Annotated in this window: 16 protein-coding genes; 9 read left to right on the top strand and 7 right to left on the bottom strand. The window is 43.6% G+C overall.

Translation table 11 applies throughout. The features are described from left to right. Positions 1–9: 9 nt before the first annotated feature. Entirely contained in the window at positions 10–2,067 is a 2,058-nt protein-coding gene (locus GGR07_RS07370) for a M3 family metallopeptidase (protein WP_034542802.1), read from the bottom strand. A gap of 142 nt (positions 2,068–2,209) precedes the next feature. Continuing rightward, positions 2,210–3,220 carry a type I glyceraldehyde-3-phosphate dehydrogenase gene (gap, locus tag GGR07_RS07365; RefSeq protein WP_122056353.1) on the bottom strand — a complete coding sequence of 337 codons (1,011 nt, stop codon included), beginning with the start codon at positions 3,218–3,220 and terminating at the stop codon, positions 2,210–2,212. A 138-nt stretch (positions 3,221–3,358) separates the two neighbouring features. On the opposite strand from gap, the gene mscL reads away from it, so the two are divergent. Continuing rightward, the gene (mscL, locus tag GGR07_RS07360) at positions 3,359–3,784 is read left to right on the top strand and encodes a large-conductance mechanosensitive channel protein MscL (RefSeq protein ID WP_122056352.1); all 426 of its coding nucleotides are present in this window, start codon (positions 3,359–3,361) and stop codon (positions 3,782–3,784) included. A gap of 573 nt (positions 3,785–4,357) precedes the next feature. Beyond that, positions 4,358–5,881, top strand: coding sequence for a glutamine-hydrolyzing GMP synthase (gene guaA, locus GGR07_RS07355; protein ID WP_034542808.1), 1,524 nt, complete (start codon positions 4,358–4,360; stop codon positions 5,879–5,881). Between the two features lie 331 nt (positions 5,882–6,212). Here the strand turns inward: guaA and GGR07_RS07350 are convergent, their stop codons facing one another. Continuing rightward, positions 6,213–6,887 (bottom strand): Crp/Fnr family transcriptional regulator, encoded by a 675-nt coding sequence (locus GGR07_RS07350; protein WP_034542810.1) that lies wholly within the window; start codon positions 6,885–6,887, stop codon positions 6,213–6,215. A 135-nt stretch (positions 6,888–7,022) separates the two neighbouring features. Between GGR07_RS07350 and GGR07_RS07345 the strand changes: the two genes are divergently transcribed. After that, positions 7,023–7,616, top strand: coding sequence for a MarC family protein (locus tag GGR07_RS07345; protein ID WP_021647259.1), 594 nt, complete (start codon positions 7,023–7,025; stop codon positions 7,614–7,616). Here GGR07_RS07345 and GGR07_RS07340 read toward each other — a convergent pair. Continuing rightward, on the bottom strand, positions 7,576–8,286 hold the full coding sequence (locus tag GGR07_RS07340) for a rhomboid family intramembrane serine protease (protein ID WP_051990571.1): 711 nt from the start codon (positions 8,284–8,286) through the stop codon (positions 7,576–7,578). The two genes, GGR07_RS07345 and GGR07_RS07340, sit on opposite strands and share 41 nt — an antisense overlap. Before the next feature lie 176 nt (positions 8,287–8,462). Here GGR07_RS07340 and GGR07_RS07335 point away from each other — a divergent pair, with 176 nt between their 5' ends. Genes GGR07_RS07335 through GGR07_RS07325 form a run of 3 tightly spaced genes read left to right on the top strand, consistent with a single transcriptional unit; the run spans position 8,463 to position 13,112 of the window. Continuing rightward, on the top strand, positions 8,463–10,400 hold the full coding sequence (locus GGR07_RS07335) for a glycogen debranching enzyme N-terminal domain-containing protein (protein ID WP_021647257.1): 1,938 nt from the start codon (positions 8,463–8,465) through the stop codon (positions 10,398–10,400). A 17-nt stretch (positions 10,401–10,417) separates the two neighbouring features. Beyond that, a complete protein-coding gene (locus GGR07_RS07330; protein ID WP_034542812.1) occupies positions 10,418–11,686 on the top strand; it encodes a glycosyltransferase family 4 protein in 1,269 nt (422 codons plus the stop codon). Between the two features lie 19 nt (positions 11,687–11,705). Further along, positions 11,706–13,112, top strand: coding sequence for a glycoside hydrolase family 57 protein (locus GGR07_RS07325; protein ID WP_021647255.1), 1,407 nt, complete (start codon positions 11,706–11,708; stop codon positions 13,110–13,112). A 568-nt stretch (positions 13,113–13,680) separates the two neighbouring features. Here GGR07_RS07325 and GGR07_RS07320 read toward each other — a convergent pair. Then, entirely contained in the window at positions 13,681–15,294 is a 1,614-nt protein-coding gene (locus GGR07_RS07320) for a DUF4270 domain-containing protein (RefSeq protein ID WP_021647254.1), read from the bottom strand. Positions 15,295–15,321: 27 nt separating this feature from the next. Next, entirely contained in the window at positions 15,322–16,155 is an 834-nt protein-coding gene (locus GGR07_RS07315) for a glycogen/starch synthase (RefSeq protein ID WP_034542837.1), read from the bottom strand. Between the two features lie 143 nt (positions 16,156–16,298). Here GGR07_RS07315 and panC point away from each other — a divergent pair, with 143 nt between their 5' ends. Further along, complete coding sequence (gene panC / locus GGR07_RS07310) at positions 16,299–17,141, top strand: pantoate--beta-alanine ligase (protein ID WP_021647252.1); 843 nt, start codon at positions 16,299–16,301, stop codon at positions 17,139–17,141. Positions 17,142–17,172: 31 nt separating this feature from the next. Further along, complete coding sequence (gene panD, locus GGR07_RS07305; RefSeq protein ID WP_021647251.1) at positions 17,173–17,526, top strand: aspartate 1-decarboxylase; 354 nt, start codon at positions 17,173–17,175, stop codon at positions 17,524–17,526. A gap of 840 nt (positions 17,527–18,366) precedes the next feature. Here the strand turns inward: panD and GGR07_RS07300 are convergent. Next, positions 18,367–19,230 carry an SDR family NAD(P)-dependent oxidoreductase gene (locus GGR07_RS07300; protein ID WP_021647248.1) on the bottom strand — a complete coding sequence of 288 codons (864 nt, stop codon included), beginning with the start codon at positions 19,228–19,230 and terminating at the stop codon, positions 18,367–18,369. 204 nt (positions 19,231–19,434) lie between these two features. Here GGR07_RS07300 and GGR07_RS07295 point away from each other — a divergent pair, with 204 nt between their 5' ends. Continuing rightward, positions 19,435–20,148: a TIGR02757 family protein gene (locus GGR07_RS07295; protein WP_021647247.1), complete on the top strand. Its 714-nt coding sequence runs from the start codon at positions 19,435–19,437 to the stop codon at positions 20,146–20,148. The last annotated feature ends 233 nt before the right edge of the window (positions 20,149–20,381 follow it).

Below are 20,381 nucleotides of genomic sequence, written 5' to 3'. Positions count from 1 at the left end.
TCTAAACACTTAAAGCTTTATTCCGTTTCTTATCAACAAAGCGTCGATTGTTGGTTCTTGCCCCCGGAAACGTTTGTAAAGCGTCATCGGATGTTCTGTTCCGCCTCTTGAAAGAATATTATTCCGGAATGATTCTGCTATGGCGGTATTGAATATGCCTTCCTGTTTGAAAAGAGAAAAAGCATCGGCATCCAGTACTTCGGCCCATTTGTAACTATAGTACCCGGCAGAGTATCCGCCTGAAAAAATGTGAGAGAATTGAGAACTCATGCAGGCTTCGTCTACTCGGGGCAATACTTGCGCTTTCTTCCAGGCTTCATGCTCGTATGCCTTTACGTCTCCCTCGAAAGGAGTGTTGCGAGTGTACCAAGCCATATCCAACAATCCAAAGCTGACCTGGCGCAAGCAGGCATAAGCGGCATTGAAATTGGATGAGTCTATGATTCTTTGTACCAATTCGTCCGGAATAAGCTCTCCTGTGAGATAATGTTTGGCGAATGTGTGCAGAAAAGTTTTCTCGGTGGCAAAATTCTCCATGATTTGTGAAGGGAGCTCCACAAAGTCTCTGTACACGTTGGTTCCGCTTAAACTTTCGTAAGTGGTATTGGCAAAGATCCCGTGTAACGCATGTCCGAACTCGTGCAAGAAAGTCTCCATTTCGTCGAAAGTCAGCAGCGCCGGTTTGTCTTGTGTCGGCTTCGTGAAATTCATTACAATGGAAATGTGCGGGCGGCTGTTCTCACCGGTTGCTTCGTCTATCCATTGTTCTTTGTAGTTTGTCATCCATGCGCCAGATCGTTTGCCCGCTCTTGGGTGAAAGTCGGTATAAAGCACAGCGAGGAAATCTCCGTTTTTGTCGAATACTTCATACGCATCTACATCGGGATGATAGACGGGTATTTCCGGGTTTTTCTTGAATGTAATGCCGTATAAGCGGGTAGCCAAGCCAAATACGCCTTTTTTAACGTTGCTGAGCTCCAAGTAGGGGCGGAGCATTTCATCGTCGATTTTAAATTTCCGGTCTTTCAGCTTATGAGAGTAGTAAGACCAGTCCCAAGGCATTACGACAAAGTCGCTTCCTTCTGATTCTCGGGCCAATGTTTGTACCTCCGCATACTCTTTTTGAGCGGCAGGCGTATAAGCTTCCAGTAATTGCTCGAGGAGCTTGTATACAGCTTCGCTGTTTTTTGCCATCCGGTCTTCCAGTTTATATGCGGCAAAATTGTCGTATCCCAACAGTTGGGCTATTTCCATGCGTGTATTTACTATCTGCTTGACGATTTCCAGATTATTGTATTCGTTGTCATGGGTGCATTTTGTATTGTAGGCCGTATATAGTTGGCGGCGCAGGTCGCGGTTGTCGGCATACATCATAAACGGAATGTAGCTGGGAGCCTGTAGCGTAAATACCCATCCGTCCTTTTTTTTCTCTTTGGCTGTTTCGGCAGCTGCTTCGATTGTGCTTTCGGGCAAACCCGACAGTTGGGCTTGATCAGTTAGAACGAGTTGATAATCGTTTGTCTCTTTCAGATTGTTTTCTCCGAATTGCAAAGTCAGCAGGTTTAGCCTTTCGGTCAGCTGGCGATATTTCTCTCTGTTTTCGTTGGGTAAGTTAGCTCCATAGCGGACAAAGCCTGTATATGTCTCTTTTACCAGGTGTTGTTGTTCGGCGGTAAGGTTTGTTTTCTCTCTCTGTTCATATACCGACTTGATGCGTTCGAACAGTTTTTCATTGAGCATAATGTTATTGTAATGCTCGTTCAGTACCGGAGCCATTTCGCGGGCGAGCTTTTGAAGCTCTTCGTTTGTTTCTGCGCCTCGCAAGTTGCCAAACACTGTAGTAACATGTCCGAGTAGTTTTCCTGACTTTTCGTATGCCAGAACCGTATTTTCGAAAGTCGGCGCTGAAGAGTTATTCGCAATTGCATTGATTTCGTCTATTTGCCGGCGAATGCCTTCTTTAATGGCAGGTTCGAAATGCTCTGTTTTGATTTTGTTGAAAGGAGTAGTGCTATGTGGCGTAGAATATTTCTCAAAGAAAGGATTCTGTGCCTGCATTATGTTCATAAAGCAAAGAGTTAAAATCGTTAGTTTTACTTTCATCATATTCAAGTGTTTAACCGGTAAATAATGATTTAAATGCAAATGTGCAAAAAAAATAGGCAACTTCTATAAAAGCCGCCTATTTTTATTATTTTCTAACTGTATATTACTTGTTGACAGAAGCCATATGAGCAATCAGGTCAAGCACTTTGTTAGAATAACCGATTTCGTTGTCGTACCAAGATACTACTTTTACGAAAGTGTCGGTCAAAGCGATACCGGCCTTTGCATCGAAGATAGAAGTGCGAGCGTCTCCCAAGAAATCAGAAGAAACTACGGCGTCTTCAGTATAGCCCAGTACACCTTTCAATTCACCTTCTGAAGCTTCTTTCATTGCAGCGCAGATTTCAGCGTAAGTAGCCGGTTTGGCCAAGTTTACAGTCAAATCGACTACAGAAACATCCAAAGTCGGAACGCGCATAGACATACCTGTCAGTTTGCCGTTCAGAGCAGGGATTACTTTACCTACAGCTTTGGCTGCTCCGGTAGAAGAAGGAATGATGTTGCCGGAAGCGGCACGACCACCTCTCCAGTCTTTCATCGAAGGACCGTCAACTGTTTTCTGAGTTGCAGTTGTAGAGTGAACAGTTGTCATCAAACCGTCCGTGATACCCCATTTGTCATGTAAAACTTTAGCGATAGGAGCCAAACAGTTAGTAGTGCAAGAAGCATTAGAAACAAACTGAGTACCTTTTACATATGTTTTCTCGTTTACACCGCAAACGAACATCGGAGTATCGTCTTTAGAAGGAGCCGACATCACAACATATTTCGCACCGGCTTCGATGTGAGCTTGAGCTTTGTCTTTGCTTAAGAACAAACCAGTAGATTCAACAATATATTCTGCACCTACAGCATCCCATTTCAGGTCTGCCGGATTCTTTTCTGCAGTAATACGGATAGATTTACCGTTAACAATCAGTTTGCTGTTTTCAACGTCAGCTTCGATCGTTCCATCGAATTGTCCGTGCATAGTGTCATATTTCAGCATGTATGCCAAATAGTCTACCGGGCAAAGGTCATTGATAGCAACAACTTCGATATCTTTTCTTGTCTGAGCTGCGCGGAATACGAAACGTCCGATACGTCCGAATCCATTAATACCTACTTTAATCATTTTGTTTAAACTTTTAAGGGTTTTATAATATTTGTTCCAAAATATATCTCTAAACTTGATTTTTTCCTGAAATGCGATGCAAAAATACGAAATTGTTTTTATATTTGCGTATCAAACTCATATTAAATATTGAAAAAGATGGGAAAGAGTACTTTTTTACAGGATTTTAAGGCGTTTGCCATGAAAGGGAACGTCGTAGACATGGCTGTCGGTGTGATTATTGGTGGCGCGTTCGGGAAAATAGTATCATCAGTGGTTGCTGATATCATAATGCCACCTATCGGGCTGTTGCTGGGTGGAATGAACTTCACGGATCTGAAGTGGGTGCTGAAGCCGGCTGAGGTGGTAGACGGCAAAGAAGTAGAGGCTGTGACTATGAACTACGGCCAGTTCCTGCAAAATACAATTGACTTTATTATTATTGCATTTTCTATCTTTCTGGTCATTCGTTTGGTAATGAAATTGGTTGTTAAGAAAGAAGAGGAACCGGAAACTCCTCCTGCACCAACTAAAGAAGAAGTTTTGTTGGCTGAAATTCGTGACTTGCTGAAAGATAAGAAATAAGTCATATGAAAAATCGACTTGAATTAGTTGAAATAATATTTTGCAATTGATTGTAAATAAAAAACGCTATTTTCTCTTTGGTTAAAATGGCGTTTTTTTATTTATAGTCGGTTGTTTATAAGGCAAATAGGTATTTAAATATTTTTCATTATTTAAAAAACGCTTATTTCCTCAAATCATTTTTAGAGAAAACCGCACTGTATTATCAAAACTTTGAAAGGTATCAGCTTAAACGCTTTATATTAAACGAAGATAACCACTGTTGTTATCGCACAAGGTGAAACCTGCCCTACCGATAATAGTCGGATAAATATAGTCGGAAGCAACAGCAGAAAGATTGTTTGCAGCAGAACGTTTGCTTTGTTAATTAGCGGTTGGCACTTGTTTTTTGGATGCTTGGTTAGTTGTTTTGAATACACTGTGCATTAGAAGGAACTTTTTGAGCGAAAGTCGGAAAAGAGAGAAAATCTTCTGTTTTTATCCGATAAAAAATGATTTTATATTTTATTCTTTAATAGATTGCATACTTTTTTCTACTTTTGCGAATCATTTATTTAAAATCCACTCATTAATATGCACGAAAAGATTGTCATTCTTGATTTCGGTTCGCAAACTACGCAGCTTATCGGTCGCCGTGTGCGCGAATTGGATACGTATTGTGAAATTATTCCCTACAACAAATTCCCCAAGGAAGATTCTACGATAAAAGGAGTTATTCTCTCCGGAAGCCCGTTTTCGGTGTACGATGAAAATGCTTTTCAAGTCGACTTGAATGAAATTTGCGGCAAATATCCTGTTTTGGGAATCTGCTACGGTGCTCAATTCATGGCTTATACCAATGGCGGAAAGGTAGAGCCCGCAGGTACTCGTGAATACGGTCGCGCGCACTTGACTTCTTTCTGCCAAGATAATGTTCTTTTTAAAGGTGTCCGTGAAAACACACAGGTGTGGATGAGTCACGGGGATACTATTACGGCTGTTCCTGATAATTTCAAAAAGATCGCTTCTACGGATAAAGTGGAGATTGCTGCCTATCAGTTGGAAGGCGAGCAGGTTTGGGGTGTTCAGTTTCATCCTGAAGTATTCCACAGTGAAGACGGAACGCAGATTTTAAAGAATTTTGTGGTGGACGTTTGCGGTTGTAAGCAAGATTGGTCGCCCGGCTCGTTTATCGAAAGTACGGTTGCCGAATTGAAAGTCCAGCTGGGGGATGATAAGGTAGTGTTGGCATTGAGCGGCGGGGTTGATTCTTCGGTCGCTGCCGTTTTGCTGAACAGAGCTATCGGTAAAAATCTGACTTGTATTTTTGTCGATCACGGACTACTGCGGAAGAATGAATTCAAGAATGTGTTGGACGACTACGAATGTTTGGGATTGAATGTGATTGGAGTAGACGCTCGCGCGAAGTTTTTCGCCGAACTCGCAGGGGTGACAGAACCGGAGCGGAAACGGAAAATTATAGGCAAAGGATTCATCGACGTATTTGACGAAGAAGCGCATAAAATAAAAGATGTGAAGTGGTTGGCTCAAGGCACTATTTATCCCGATTGCATTGAGTCGCTTTCCATTACGGGAACAGTGATAAAGAGCCATCATAATGTAGGCGGACTGCCCGAAAAGATGAATCTGAAGCTATGTGAACCGTTGCGCCTCTTGTTTAAAGATGAAGTGCGCCGGGTGGGGCGTGAATTGGGAATGCCCGACCATCTTATCAGTCGCCATCCTTTCCCCGGACCCGGTTTGGGTGTACGTATTCTGGGTGATATAACTCTTGAGAAAGTAAACATTTTGCAGGAAGCGGATGATATTTTTATCCAGGGATTGCGTGATTGGCATCTGTATGATAAGGTATGGCAGGCAGGTGTAATCCTGCTGCCGGTACAGTCGGTTGGAGTGATGGGTGATGAGCGTACTTACGAAAGAGCTGTGGCTCTTCGTGCGGTGACCTCTACCGATGGTATGACGGCGGACTGGGCACATTTGCCTTACGAGTTTCTGGGTAAGATTTCGAACGATATTATTAATAAGGTGAAAGGAGTGAACCGTGTGACCTATGATATCAGTTCGAAACCGCCTGCAACGATTGAGTGGGAGTAATTTGTAACAAAAAACTTAATGGGTAAAACCACCCTTGTGACAAATTCCTGTGATGGGGGTGGTGTCGTATATATAAAATGAGGCTTTCGGGCGATTGCATTTGTTTTTTTGCTTCTCCTGGGTAGAAAACATATTATGTTGGAGTTGAACCATGAAGCAAATGAAAAGCGTGTGTGCCTAAAAAAGTGTTGAGTTATAAGCGGCAAATTATTTTTTTAGACAAGTGCGATTTTTTTAGCCAAAGAGCTTTTCTGCTTCTATGAGCAGGGGGCATTCGCTGAAGCACTTGTGCTTGATGTGCCTGCAAATTCCATTTGAAGTAAGTTATTTATTAAGATTTTCTTGTGATAAGTCTTTCGAAGTCCGGAATCACAACCTCTTTCCGATGGAGTTCTATCAATCCCTCGTCTTGCATCTCGTTAAGCATTCTTGACGTGTTCAGTCGCGTATGATCCAGATGCCGCGCCAAATCATCCATCTTTACTTTAAATATTTTTTTTCCTTGAGTTCTCTCACAGTGTACCAAAAAGAAACGAATCATTTTCTCTCTCAACCCCGATGGCGGTTCTTCCCACAAACGGGAGTAAAGATTCTGTGCCCGGTTGCCGATGATATTCATGTAGTTTAGGCGAAAAATTTCATATTTGAATAGGTCGCTAAGAAGAAAAGGCTTGCTGATACTTACTATATGAGATTCGGTATAAGCCACATAAGAAGAGACATACTCTCTGCTCATCCCGAACAATGCTTGAGGCTCGATCAGATAAGGAGCTTCTATTAGCTCAACTACGGTGTATGACTTTTGGGGAGAAGCAGTGACGATTGCTATTTCGCCTCTAAGCAGAAAGCATAACTGCTCACAAGATTTTCCACTCTCTATGATGGTTTCTCCGGCTTTGTATTTGACGAAGTGTAATTTTACTTTATCCAAAATCTGTGTGAAGTCTTGACGGCAAAGGCCTTGAAACAAGGGTAGTTGAAGCAAAGTATCAAACATTGTTTCCATAAATTGCATTTTGATTTATCTTACAAAATTACTGATTATCCGCTTTTTTAGGTCATAATAGCTTTTTCTTTTTGATTTTTTATTGTTTAGATGCATAAAAATAGACTATATTTGCACAAAAAAAGAAGAAGATATATGTTTCAAGGATTTGATTGGTTACAGATGGTCAGTGCATTCGTTGCACTTTTTTCAGTTATAGATATTCTTGGTTCAGTTCCTATTATATTGAACCTCAAAGAGAAAGGCCTGGGGGTAAATGCCATGAAAGCTACGCTTATCTCCCTGGCGCTTTTGCTGGGATTTTTTTATGCCGGAGATGTAATGCTTAAGCTTTTCAATGTCGATATACGTGCTTTTGCTATGGCCGGTGCGTTTATCATATTCCTCATGGCTCTGGAGATGATTCTCGATATTGAGATATTTAAAAACCAAGGGCCTATTAAATCGGCCACATTGGTGCCTCTCGTTTTCCCTTTGTTAGCGGGTGCAGCCACCTTCACTACATTGATCTCTTTAAAAGCCAGATACGAAAGTGTAAACATTCTTACAGCCTTGTTTCTTAATATGCTTTGGGTATATTTTGTTGTAAAAATGACCGCTCATGTAGAACGCTTTCTGGGTAAGGCCGGTATTTATCTTATTCGTAAATTCTTCGGTATTATCTTATTGGCCGTTGCGGTGGGCATGTTCATGGAAAATCTGTTTTCACTGATTGATAAAGGGTTATAAAGGCATCTGTCTCTCTTTTTTGTTTATCATTGTGTGGGTCATTATAAGACTCCCCTTCTTCCTCTGCCGACTTTTCTTCGTCTGCGAAAGGGGCATTCGGTCGCTGCGGGCCGTAGCCTTCGAAAAGGAAGGCACAAAGCGTTCCGGTTACTCCTCCGCTGAGATGTCCTTCCCAAGACATATTGGCAGGAGAGAAGTGTGGAAACATATGCCATATAATACCTCCGTACAGGAAAGTAATCAGTAGAGAGATGGCGGTCAAAGGAACGTGCTTGCGCAAAATCCCGCTGAAGAAAAGGAAGAAAGCGAGTCCGTGGATAAGTCCGCTTGCACCTATGTGCCATCCCGGTTTGCCAATAAGGAAAGTTAATACTCCTTCGCCTATCCAGATTGATACGAAGATGTATCCGGCTATTTCACGATAGAAATAGAACAGACACCATAAAAGAAAAAGCAGCGGGAACGTATTGGCCAGTAAATGTTTAAAATCACTGTGTATTACCGGGTGTGCTACAATACCCAATATTCCTTTTCCTTTTAAAGGATAAATGCCCGAATGAGAGAAGTCCCAGTCCATTCCTACTTCCATTATTTTCAGGATGTATAGCAGAAAAACGAAAAATAACGACTTAACTCCTGCCAACCTGATTTGTAGAATATCCCGGTCCATTTTATTTTTAATTTTGAATGTTCGATGCAATACTACGAATAATAGTAGAAAATAGAAAAATAAACCGCTATTTTGTTTTTCTTTTTCCCTATATTTTGTACATTTGGGAAAGAGAGTTATGAATTTTGGTATTTTAATGCTGATGACCTATAAATTAACCTTTAATATGCACAACTATGAGTTATTTACGATTTGACAAGACCCTCATGACCAATCTGGAAGAATCTCTTCAGCGGGAGATTCTGCGGGTAAACAATGCTGGAGCTTATCATTGTACAACGATTGTTGATTGTAACACGCGCAAATATCACGGCTTGTTGGTGATTCCGATTCCCGATCTTGACGACGAGAATCATGTGCTGTTGTCTTCTTTGGATGAAACTGTTATCCAACATGGTGCAGAATTTAATCTGGGATTACACAAATATCAAGGAAATCATTTTAGTCCGAATGGACATAAGTATATCCGTGAGTTTGATTGTGAACGTATTCCGGCAACTATATACCGTGTCGGAGGCGTGGTTTTACGCAAGGAGAAAATCTTTGTACATTATGAGAACAGGATCCTGATTCGTTATACGTTGTTGGATGCCCATTCGCCTACTACTTTGCGGTTCCGCCCTTTCCTCGCTTTTCGCAGTGTGCGTGAATATACGCATGAGAATGCACAGGCAAACCGGGAATATCAGATGGTGGAGAATGGAATTAAGACGTGTATGTATGCCGGTTATCCGGAGTTGTTCATGCAATTGAACAAAAAGTGCGAATTTCATTATCATCCCGACTGGTATCGTGGGATTGAATATCCGAAGGAACAAGAGCGCGGGTATGATTTCAATGAAGATCTCTACGTTCCGGGATACTTCGAAGTAGATATAAAGAAAGGAGAAAGTATTGTTTTCTCTGCGGGTACATCGGAAGCCTCTCCCCGTCGGTTGAAACATATCTTTGATACCGAAGTAGCCGACCGTATTCCTCGCGATAGTTTCTATCACTGTCTGCAGAGCTCGGCGCATCAGTTTCACAATCACCAGAGAGGTGAACATTACATATTGGCGGGATATCCTTGGTTTAAATGCCGGGCACGCGATTTGTTCGTTTCACTTCCGGGACTTACTCTTGCTATTGATGAAGTTGATGAGTTCGAAGACGTGATGAGGACGGCTGAAAAGGCTATTCGCCGATTTATCGAAGAAGAACCGAGTGAATATAGAATCTACGAGATGGACGATCCTGATGTGTTGTTATGGGCAGTATGGGCCTTGCAACAGTATGCCAAAGAAACTTCCCGCGAACAATGCCGCCGAAAGTATGGCGAGTTGCTGACAGATATCATGAAGTACATCTATGAGAGAAAACATGATAATATGTTTCTGCATGAGAATGGGTTGCTTTATGCAGACGGACGGGAGAAGGCAGTCACATGGATGAACTCCATGGCCAACGGACGCCCCGTTACTCCTCGCACAGGCTATATCGTCGAAGTCAATGCGCTTTGGTATAATGCTTTACGTTTTGTGGCCGATCTCATTCGTGAAGGAGGAGATGCGGCTTTTGCCGATTCGCTCGATGCACAAGCCGAAATTACCGGACGCTCTTTTGTTGACGTGTTCCGTAATGAATACGGCTATTTGTTCGACTATGTGAACGGAAATATGATGGATTGGAGCGTGCGTCCCAATATGATATTTACCGTCGCCTTCGATTATTCTCCGCTTGATAGAACGCAGAAGAAACAAGTGCTCGATATTGTCACTAAAGAACTTTTGACTCCGAAAGGTCTCCGCACTCTAAGCCCGAAAAGCGGAGGGTATAACCCGAACTATGTCGGTCCCCAGATACAGCGAGACTATGCGTACCATCAAGGCACTGTTTGGCCTTGGCTGATGGGATTCTACATGGAAGCTTACCTTCGGATTTACAAGATGAGCGGTTTGTCGTTCGTAGAGCGGCAACTTATCAGTTTGGAGGACGAACTTACCATCCATTGTATAAGCTCGTTGCCCGAACTTTTCGACGGTAACCCTCCTTTCCGGGGTAGGGGAGCCGTTTCTTTTGCCATGAATGTGGCTGAAGTTCTACGCATTCTGAAGCTATTGTCCAGGTATTCTTAAAAAGAGGAGGAACGAAGATGAAAGTTTTAATGTTTGGATGGGAGTTCCCCCCGCATATCTTGGGAGGTTTAGGAACTGCCAGCTATGGTCTGACGAAAGGAATGTCTCAACAGAGCGACATGGAAATTACGTTCTGTATTCCCAAGCCGTGGGGAGACGAAGACCAGAGTTTTTTGAAAATTATAGGAATGAACAACACGCCGGTCGTTTGGCGGAATGTTGATTGGGATTATGTGAAGCATCGGGTGGGTAGTTATATGGATCCGCAATTGTATTACGATTTGCGCGATCATATATACGCTGATTTTAACTACCTTCAAACCAACGATTTGGGATGTATCGAATTCTCCGGGCGTTACCCTGATAATCTGCATGAGGAAATCAACAACTATTCGATTGTGGCGGGGGTGGTAGCCCGTCAACAGGCATTCGATATCATTCATTCTCACGACTGGCTGACTTATCCGGCCGGAATCCATGCCAAGCAGGTATCCGGCAAGCCATTAGTAATACACGTACATGCCACCGACTTCGACCGCAGTCGCGGTAATGTGAATCCTATTGTATATTCCATAGAGAAGAATGGTATGGATCATGCCGACCATATTATGTGCGTAAGTGAGCTGACGCGGCAGACTGTTATTCATAAATATTTTCAAGATCCGAAGAAGGTCTCTACCGTACATAATGCTGTATCTCCTTTGTCGCAGGAAATTCTGGATATTGTTCCGCAAAAGCAATCGAATGAAAAAGTTGTAACTTTTTTGGGACGTATTACCATGCAGAAAGGACCGGAGTATTTTGTCGAAGCTGCGGCGATGGTTTTGCATCGTACACGCAACATCCGTTTTGTGATGGCGGGTAGCGGAGACATGATGAATCAGATGATTCGGTTGGTAGCCGAACGTGGAATCGCCGACCGCTTCCATTTTCCCGGTTTCATGAAAGGCAATCAGGTATATGAGATGCTGAAAGGCAGCGATGTATATATCATGCCTTCGGTGTCCGAACCTTTTGGCATTTCACCGTTGGAAGCCATGCAATGCAGTGTACCTACCATTATCTCCAAACAATCCGGTTGTGCCGAGATTCTGGAAAAGTGCATTAAAACGGATTATTGGGATATTCATGCCATGGCGGATGCCATTTATTCCATTTGTACTTATCCCGCCATGTACGAGTACTTGAAAGTCGAAGGTAAAAAGGAAGTGGATGAAATAAAATGGGAAAATGTAGGTTACAAAGTACGTGGCATCTACGATGAGGTTATTAAAAACAATGGTTAACAATAAAATAATATAGACTATGAGAACGATCTGTCTTTATTTCGAGATACATCAGATTATACATTTGAAACGTTATCGTTTCTTCGATATTGGCAGCGATCATTACTACTATGATGACTATGCCAATGAAACGAGCATAAATGAGGTTGCCGAACGGTCGTATATACCTGCGCTCAATACCTTGATTGAGATGGTGAAGAAATCTGAAAGAACTTTTAAAGTAGCACTTTCCATTTCCGGAGTAGCATTGGAGCAATTGGAGTTTCATGCTCCGGCTGTGCTTGATTTGTTGCATCAGTTGAATGATACCGGAAACTGTGAGTTTCTCTGTGAGCCATATTCGCATGGTTTGTCTTCGCTTGCGAACGAAGCCTGCTTCCGTGAAGAGGTGCTTCGGCAACGTTCAAAAATAAAACAGATGTTTGGCAAGCAACCTACGGTGTTCCGCAATTCCAGTTTGATTTATTCGGATGAAATCGGAGCTATGGTAGCTTCGATGGGATTCAAGGGAATGTTGACGGAAGGTGCCAAGCATGTGCTTGGATGGAAGAGTCCGCATTATGTCTATCATTGCAATCAGGCTCCCGGTCTTAAGCTTTTGCTGAGAGATTTCAAACTGTCTGATGATATAAGTTTGCGATTCTCCAATTCCGAATGGTCGGAATACCCTCTGTTTGCCGATCGTTATATTAGTTGGATAGATGCGTTGCCGCAAGAAGAGCAGGTAGTGAATATCTTTATGGAATTGAGTGCGTTGGGTATGGCACAACCGTTGTCGTCCAATATTCTTGAGTTTTTGAAGGCTTTGCCCGAGTGTGCCAAAGCGAAAGGAATCACTTTCTCTACGCCTTCGGAAATTGTTGCAAAACTGAAGTCCATCTCGCAGTTGGATGTGCCTTATCCGATGTCGTGGACAGACGAAGAAAGAGATACCAGCAGCTGGCTGGGTAATGTATTACAGCGTGAGGCCTTTAATAAGCTCTACAGTGTGGCGGAACGCGTTCACTTGTGTGATGATCGCCGGATTAAACAGGACTGGGATTACTTGCAAGCCAGTAACAATTTCCGCTTTATGACGACCAAAAACACGGGGGTTTGGCTGGATCGCGGCATTTACGATTCTCCTTACGACGCGTTTACGAATTACATGAATATTTTGGGAGATTTTATTAAGCGGGTTGATGCACTCTATCCTGTAGATGTGGACAATGAGGAGTTGAACCCTCTGCTGACTACGATTAGAAATCAGGGAGAAGAAATAAACGATTTGCAGGAAGAGCTTGCTAGGTGGCAAGAAAAAGCCGCTAAAGAATCGGCAAAGGTCAAGAAGAATGCGTCCAAGAAGAAGATTGTAAAAGAAGCTGAATCACCTGTTGAGAAAAAAACAGTGGCGCGGTCTAAGAAAAAGGATGCAGCGGAAAAGTAATCGAGGAGTGCATAGATGCCTCCTTGTAGAGGTGTTTTATACGCGATGTGCGTAGATGCAGAGATTCTTCTGAGGCATACTTCTTTAAATGCTTTCTGCGGTAGTCGAGCTTTCCTGCCGGAAGTATAGAAATAGCGAGCGGACGAACGAAAGTCGTTTTGCTCGCTATTTTTCTGTTTTATGATGTTTGGTCGGAAGGCAGGGTATGCACTTTGCCGCCGTCCATTCTTCATGTGGCAAAGTATAAATCCGATAAAATCATTTTGCCGGCAATATATGCTTACCATGCTGGCAATATATGCTTACCATGCTGGCGATATATACCCACCGCGCTGATGATATAGGATCACCGTACCGGTGATATATTCGCTGTGCCGCGGATAAAAAAAGACGCGTAGAGTGAAACTTTAATGTTCAATCGTACACGTCATTTATATATTTCAGAATCGAGGTGTCTCTCTTTGCTGGCTATTTCACCAACAACTGTGACTAACTTAAAACCATGATCATGAAAACCACTCGTGGACGATGCTGCAAGCAGAGTTTTTTTTCAGATTTTATGTTTCTCTCAGTTCGCCGCTTTAAAGTCTGTGGAAATCACTTCTAACTTTAACCGGTAGTCTGCATTGGTTTCTCCCAATTTTCCTCCTTTCAGGCGCACGTATCCGGGCTTCAGATCATGCTGTATGCTGACGATTTTCGGAGTGTCGCGAGAAGATTTGGCAGAAGAATCATATGTAATAAGCACCGGAATCAGCAGCACTTTGTTCCAATCGGGGTTTTGTTTCATCCATTTTTCCTCATCCCAAGCTGTTCCTTCTTTTTTTCGTGCTTCTTCTTTTTCTGCGATACAAGCTTTTACCAGATTGGTGATATTGCCGAATGTGTACTGATTAGAAGTCGTAGAGTGAGAAGCCAAGAAAGAGGAGATGTTGTCGTTCAGTTCGTTTTTTTCGAAGAAAGAGTCTTTCAGCTTCGTGCGTATCAACATCACATTAGCGGGTATGGACATGCGGTTTTTTTTACCGTTTGCCTGATTGTAATTGGAGAATGTCATCTTCACTGCATTCAGAGTGTCCTCTTTCAGCTGTTGTTCTATCTCCTTAATGGGAAGTCTGGCCTGCGTGAAAATGCCTGCGGGGCTTTTCAGGTACGTGCAGCCGGGCTCGTTGATCCGTTCGTTGATGGCATCCTTGTCATTGCTTAGCTGATTGGCCTGAATGACTTCGCGCGTGGATACGAATATGCGTTGTGTGTAATAAATGGAGTCTTGTCCGTTTTTCTTTTGAAGTTTGAGGCCCGTGATGCTGTCGGTAACGTAGCATTTAGAGACTACGTTCATTTGAGACTGGTCGACATACAATACGGTTCCGTCTCCATAGTCACTGCTTACATAGATGCCTTTGAAGAACTTTTTGAACTCTTTATTGTTTAGTTTGTTTCCATACTCCCTTGACTTCTTCAGAATCTTTCCGCCAATTTTATTGGCTTTTTCTTTTGTAAGCGATAGGCGTACGCTGGGCACATAGTCCTTTCTTTTTCTTACCGAATCTTTTACCGACAGGTCCAAAGCGGTATATGATTTCGTTCCCAACAATGTCGCTTCTGATTTCAGGCAATACTTTTGCGGGTCTATGTCGGTATAGTAAGCTTTGTCTTTATCAAGCTCTTCGCTCAGTTCATAAACACTCAGGCGACAAGCTGTCAGCGAGTCTCCGAAATATTTCTGATACCACAAGTACAACTCTACGGCATGTATGTTGCCTATCACTTTTCCTTGCTCGTTTGTAATCAGTTCGATGTCGTTGTCGGCAGTCGCAATCATTTTCCCGGTTGCTTTTACGGCTTTCTTTCCGGTTTCGGAAGTCGGTTTCCCGTTCTCGTCATACTCGGTATAGACTTCCGGGAACGTCATTCCTTCCGGACAGTTCAGCTCTGTCAGAAAGCCGGCTTTGTATGTTCCAAAGTCTTTGTCTGTAAACTTTCCTACATAGCCGATATTGGTTTTTGCGTACATCTTTCCGGTAGCGACAGACTCTGTGACGACATTAAAGGAGGATAATTTTCCTTTGATGTTTTGATCGCTTTCCGGAAATATTCCCAATCCCAATCCGCCCGTATTGTCGTCGCATCCGAAGAATGTGATTGTCAATAGGGCTATCAAAGCACATTTCGCTTTCATAAGTTGTGGTATGTTGTTAGGTTGTTGTTATTCTTCTTTGTTTGCTGTTGCCGCCCATACCCGATCGTAGAATTCGTTGCATGCGTCTGCGTAGCTCTCTTTGTGCTGATAATCAAGTATCTGCTTGCCGGATTGACGGGCGTAATCGATGATGGCTTCGTTTACTTTTTGGCTGTTCCTGATCACTCCGTCGGAGTAGTCTACTGCCAATTTGCAAAGAGTTTCATGATCTGTGGTTCCGTTCAATGTTGACAAATCTTTTTTGGATATTCCCTTCAGCATCATTTTGGTGGCAAAGTCTTCGCCGAATGTGTTCTTGAAGTCGTCTTCGTATACTGAAAATATAACTTTGGCATCACGGAAAGAAGGTTCGTCCTTGTAGGCCTTCTTGATGTAGAGAGGGGCCAAAGCCGTCATCCAGCCATGACAGTGGATGATGTCGGGACACCAACGCAGCTTTTTCACCGTCTCCAATACGCCGCGGGCATAGAAAATGGCACGGCTGTCATTGTCGCCGTATTCCACACCGTTCTCGTCTACTGTTTGCAGGCGGTTCTGGAAATAGTCGTCATTATCTATAAAATATACCTGCATGCGGGCCGATTGGATGGAGGCTACTTTTATAATGAGAGGATGGTCGGTATCGTCAATAATGAGATTCATACCTGAGAGGCGAATCACCTCATGGAGTTGATTCCTGCGTTCGTTTATGTTCCCCCATTTGGGCATGAAAGTCCTGATCTCACGACCTTTTTCTTGAATTGCCTGTGGAAGATTTCTACCTATATCGGCCATTTCCGATTCGGGTACATAGGGTGTAATCTCTTGTGTAATAAATAAAACTTTATTCGCCTTTGTCATAATCAACAATACTTCTCTGTAATATTCTGCAAAGATAGCAAAAAAAAGGAACATTAAATATGATATTCTTTCTTTATGTGGCAAATATTAGTTTATTTTGCAGAGTTTTTGCAAACAACTCGAACATAAACTTATAAACAGAAATGAAAGTAATACACACGGTCAAGGAGTTGCAGACAGAGTTGGAGGTGCTGCGAGTTCAGGATAAAAAGATCGGATTAGTTCCTACAATGGGGGCTTTGCATGAAGGGCATGCATCGTTGGTAAGACGTAGTGTAAGTGAAAATGCTGTGACTGTAGTGAGTATTTTTGTGAATCCTACTCAGTTTAATGATAAGAACGATTTGGCCAAATATCCGCGTACTCTTGAGGCGGATTGCCGCTTGCTGGAAAAGTGCGGCGCTGCATTTGCTTTTGTTCCTTCGGTGGAGGAGATGTATCCCCAGCCGGACAATCGCAAATTCAGCTATGCGCCGCTGGATACGGTGATGGAGGGAGCTTTTCGTCCCGGACATTTCAACGGGGTATGCCAGATTGTGAGCAAACTGTTCGACGCCGTGATGCCCGACAGGGCTTATTTCGGGGAGAAAGACTTCCAGCAATTGGCGATTATCCGCGAGATGGTGCGGCAGATGGGCTATAAACTGGAGATTGTGGGGTGTCCCATCGTGCGCGAGCAGGACGGTTTGGCGCTGAGCAGCCGTAATTCGCGTCTTTCTGCGGAAGAACGGGGGAATGCGTTGAATATCTCCCGCACGCTGTTCGCAAGCCGTTCGTTCGCTTCGTCCCATCCGGTTGCGGAGACCTGCAAGATGGTTGAAGAGGCGATAGCTTCCTCGCCGGGGCTTCGTTTGGAGTATTTTGAAATAGTGGACGGAGATACGCTGCAAAAGATAAACGATTGGAAAGATACCGCTTATGCGGTGGGCTGCATAACCGTGTTTTGCGGAGATGTCCGGCTGATCGACAATATCAAATACAACTGATTTTTACAACTTTATTTTAAAACAACGCATTATGATGATAGAAGTGTTGAAATCGAAGATTCATTGTGCCTGTGTCACAGAGGCCAATCTCAATTATATGGGCAGCATTACCATCGACGAAGACCTGCTGGATGCTGCGAACATGATTCCCGGAGAAAAAGTATACATTGCCGACAATAATAACGGCGAACGCTTTGAAACTTATATTATCAAGGGCGAACGCGGCTCCGGCAAGGTTTGTCTGAATGGCGCCGCGGCGCGGAAAGTGCAGCCCGGAGACATTGTGATTATCATGTCGTACGCATTGTTGGACTTTGAGGAAGCGAAAACGTTTAAACCTACGGTGATTTTTCCCGATCCGCTCACCAATAAAGTGGTGAAATAGAAGGGGGATTGCCATGCCCGTTGCGGTAGCTTCGGTAAAGGCGCTTGTGCAGGGGAACTTCCGCTTTGCCCGAACGAGCCTCTCTTTGGCTTGAACAGAGCTTTTGCTTTGCCGGTACGAAGGCTCTCTTTGGTTTGAACGGAGCTTCCGCTTTGTTGTCACAAAAGTTTCCCACTGGGGACACAAAAGTTTCCCGCTGGGGACACAAAAGTTTCCCCAGTGGGAAAATAAAGTTTCCCCAGTGGGAAACAAAGCGAACTATATAGCCTGATGGTTTCGGCTACCCTTCTTTCGTCTGTTTTGTAGCGGGATTGGCTCCAGCTGATCTGTATTATATAGGTTGGCGCTTGAGCTTTAGCGTCTTCGGTTGGTCTTCTTTCGTCTGTTTTGTAGCGGTATTGACTCCGGTTGTTCTGTATGATATGAGGTTGATGCTTGAGCTTAGCGTCTTCGATTGACGTTCCGTCTAAATTACCTGTTTCTTTTCCGTGAAGAGCCGTATTCCGAAAAAAAACGGGCAATGACAGCAGCTCCCGAGTGCGGGATTGTTTCCCGCTGATGTATGGAAAGCCAATGCAGGGAATAGATGCTGACTGAGGGTGTTTCATGATTGTTCCCCACTGATGTATGAACCCAATCCGGAGTGTAGCCCGCCAGTCGAAATGTTAACTTATGGACCTCGATATTAAATGGTGTTATAATATATTTCGTTTGCGGCGGCAAATTTGGAGATAAGCGGAAAGTCCGTATCTTTGCACTGTGTTTTTCATAGTATTAGATTTAAGGTTAACAAAGATTGGCTGTCTGGGATAGATAGCCTTTTTTTTATGTTCGCATGTTTCACTCCCTATAAATCATCTTCTTCGTCATGCCTCCGTCAATCGTAATGTTTTCTCCATTGATGAAATCGTTCTCTTCCCGGCAAAGAAACAGGCACATGCGGGCAATGTCTTCGGGTTTGCCTACTCTTCCCGACGGATGTTGGAGGTGGTCTTCCGCGCGCAGCAGTTCGTACTTCTCGTTCTGTATCCATCCCGGCGCTATGGAGTTTACCGTAATATGCCATTCGGCAAGCGACAATGCCAGCGCATGAGTGAGCGAATAGATGCCTCCTTTGGATGCGGCATAACCCTCGCTGCCCGGTTCGCTCATCAGATAACGCGTGGAGTTGATGTTGATGATTCTTCCGTATGGGTTGGGCGTTTGCAGGGCATGGCGGTGGATGGCCAGCAATCGCGAAGTGATGAATGCGGGTCGCAGGTTGACGGAGAGAATCCGGTCGAAATCCTCTACGCTCGTCTCCGTGATGGGTGAGAAGCGGCTGACGCCGGCATTATTGATGAGGATGTCTATATCGCCCCATTCATTGAATATTTGTTGCATACATTCTTCGAGAGCCGTTTGGTTGCCTACGTCTGCGGGATAGAATGCCGCTCCCGTTCCCTGCGCCGTTTCCTTCCCCGCCTTTTCATCGAGGTCGCAAAAGGCAACCCTGAATCCTTCCTTGCAAAAGGTTTCTACAATCGCTTTTCCTATTCCGGATGCTCCTCCCGTCACGAATACTCTTCTTTCACGGGTTCCACCCTCTGTCTGAGGCGACGGAGATGTCGGTCGCGTTTTTTTCCTGTACTTCTGTGATTGTTTCCAAGCCGCTTTCCTTGCTTCGTACTGTTCGTATTGCTTTTCGATGTAATTATCCGCCATATTTCTTCTGCTTTGGGTTAGATTTGCTTCATCCTGAGGCAAAGGTAGGCAATAATTGTTGTCCCGTAAAACTTTGGCGGCGGGAATCTACATCGGTTTTTTCTTTGGGAATGCCGGCAATGCAGAGCCTCTTTCATGTTAATCTGCCGGCGATTTTGTATTTTTGTGGTCGCAAGATGTTATAGAAACAAGTAAACCCGAAAAATGACGGAAGAAATAAAGAATATGTTGATCGCTTGTGCGTCGGCTTACCATTGCGCCGACTTTATCTGTGACGATCCGGTGCAGTTTCCCCATCGCTTTTCGCTGAAGCAAGATATAGAAATCAGCGGTTTGCTCACCGCCATCATGAGCTTCGGAAACCGGAAGCAGATTGTGAAAAAAGCCGGAGAGTTGCACCGGCTGATGGGAGAATCGCCCTATCGGTACGTGCTTTCCCGTAGATGGGAGAGCGATTTCCCCTCCGGCGCCGCGAACAGTTTCTACCGCATGCTTTCTTATGCCCGCTTTCGCGGTTATTTTCAGCGCCTGTATGATGCTTATTCCCGTTTTGGCAGTTTGGAGGATGCGTTGCAAATATATCCGGGCATACCTATGGAGAAATTATGTGCATTTCTTGAAGTCTCGGCACGCAGTCCCCAAAAGAAGCTGAATATGTTTTTGCGTTGGATGATACGTCGGAACTCTGAAGTTGACTTCGGTATCTGGAGCAGCTTCGATTGCAGGGATCTGATTGTGCCTTTAGATACCCACGTATGTCGGGTTGCTTATCTGTTGAAGTTGACGGATACGGAAACGTTCTCTCTGAAGAATGCCCGCAGAATAACCGATGCCTTGATGGAAGTCTTTCCCGATGATCCGTGTTTGGGCGATTTTGCATTGTTTGGATTGGGGGTGAATTCATCCGGTTCACAATAAATATTTTGTTTCGTATGGAGATATACTCCATAAAGAGTGTTATTTTTGTGAATTAATAGATTTAAATACAAAAAAATACAAATAAATGTTCTTGATGGCAAATATATGATTATCTTTGTTAGAGAGAAAAATGAAAGATACTTTCCTTGTCTTTTTTAACTTTAATATTTAATACATATATTGCCTATGGAATACTGTTACGCTTACTGATCATGGAATTTCTCTTTTCACTT

The organism is Bacteroides pyogenes (assembly GCF_014196225.1).
Classification (GTDB): Bacteria; Bacteroidota; Bacteroidia; order Bacteroidales; family Bacteroidaceae; genus Bacteroides; species Bacteroides pyogenes_A.
This window is presented reverse-complemented; position numbering and strand designations above follow the sequence as displayed.

Bases quoted from the DNA above. Each gene is read 5' to 3' on its own strand.
- GGR07_RS07370 (WP_034542802.1), bottom strand. From the start codon at position 2,067: ATGAACATAATGCAGGCACAGAATCCTTTCTTTGAGAAATATTCTACG.
- gap (WP_122056353.1), bottom strand. From the start codon at position 3,220: ATGATTAAAGTAGGTATTAATGGATTCGGACGTATCGGACGTTTCGTA.
- mscL (WP_122056352.1), top strand. From the start codon at position 3,359: ATGGGAAAGAGTACTTTTTTACAGGATTTTAAGGCGTTTGCCATGAAA.
- guaA (WP_034542808.1), top strand. From the start codon at position 4,358: ATGCACGAAAAGATTGTCATTCTTGATTTCGGTTCGCAAACTACGCAG.
- GGR07_RS07350 (WP_034542810.1), bottom strand. From the start codon at position 6,887: ATGGAAACAATGTTTGATACTTTGCTTCAACTACCCTTGTTTCAAGGC.
- GGR07_RS07345 (WP_021647259.1), top strand. From the start codon at position 7,023: ATGTTTCAAGGATTTGATTGGTTACAGATGGTCAGTGCATTCGTTGCA.
- GGR07_RS07340 (WP_051990571.1), bottom strand. From the start codon at position 8,286: ATGGACCGGGATATTCTACAAATCAGGTTGGCAGGAGTTAAGTCGTTA.
- GGR07_RS07335 (WP_021647257.1), top strand. From the start codon at position 8,463: ATGAGTTATTTACGATTTGACAAGACCCTCATGACCAATCTGGAAGAA.
- GGR07_RS07330 (WP_034542812.1), top strand. From the start codon at position 10,418: ATGAAAGTTTTAATGTTTGGATGGGAGTTCCCCCCGCATATCTTGGGA.
- GGR07_RS07325 (WP_021647255.1), top strand. From the start codon at position 11,706: ATGAGAACGATCTGTCTTTATTTCGAGATACATCAGATTATACATTTG.
- GGR07_RS07320 (WP_021647254.1), bottom strand. From the start codon at position 15,294: ATGAAAGCGAAATGTGCTTTGATAGCCCTATTGACAATCACATTCTTC.
- GGR07_RS07315 (WP_034542837.1), bottom strand. From the start codon at position 16,155: ATGACAAAGGCGAATAAAGTTTTATTTATTACACAAGAGATTACACCC.
- panC (WP_021647252.1), top strand. From the start codon at position 16,299: ATGAAAGTAATACACACGGTCAAGGAGTTGCAGACAGAGTTGGAGGTG.
- panD (WP_021647251.1), top strand. From the start codon at position 17,173: ATGATGATAGAAGTGTTGAAATCGAAGATTCATTGTGCCTGTGTCACA.
- GGR07_RS07300 (WP_021647248.1), bottom strand. From the start codon at position 19,230: ATGGCGGATAATTACATCGAAAAGCAATACGAACAGTACGAAGCAAGG.
- GGR07_RS07295 (WP_021647247.1), top strand. From the start codon at position 19,435: ATGACGGAAGAAATAAAGAATATGTTGATCGCTTGTGCGTCGGCTTAC.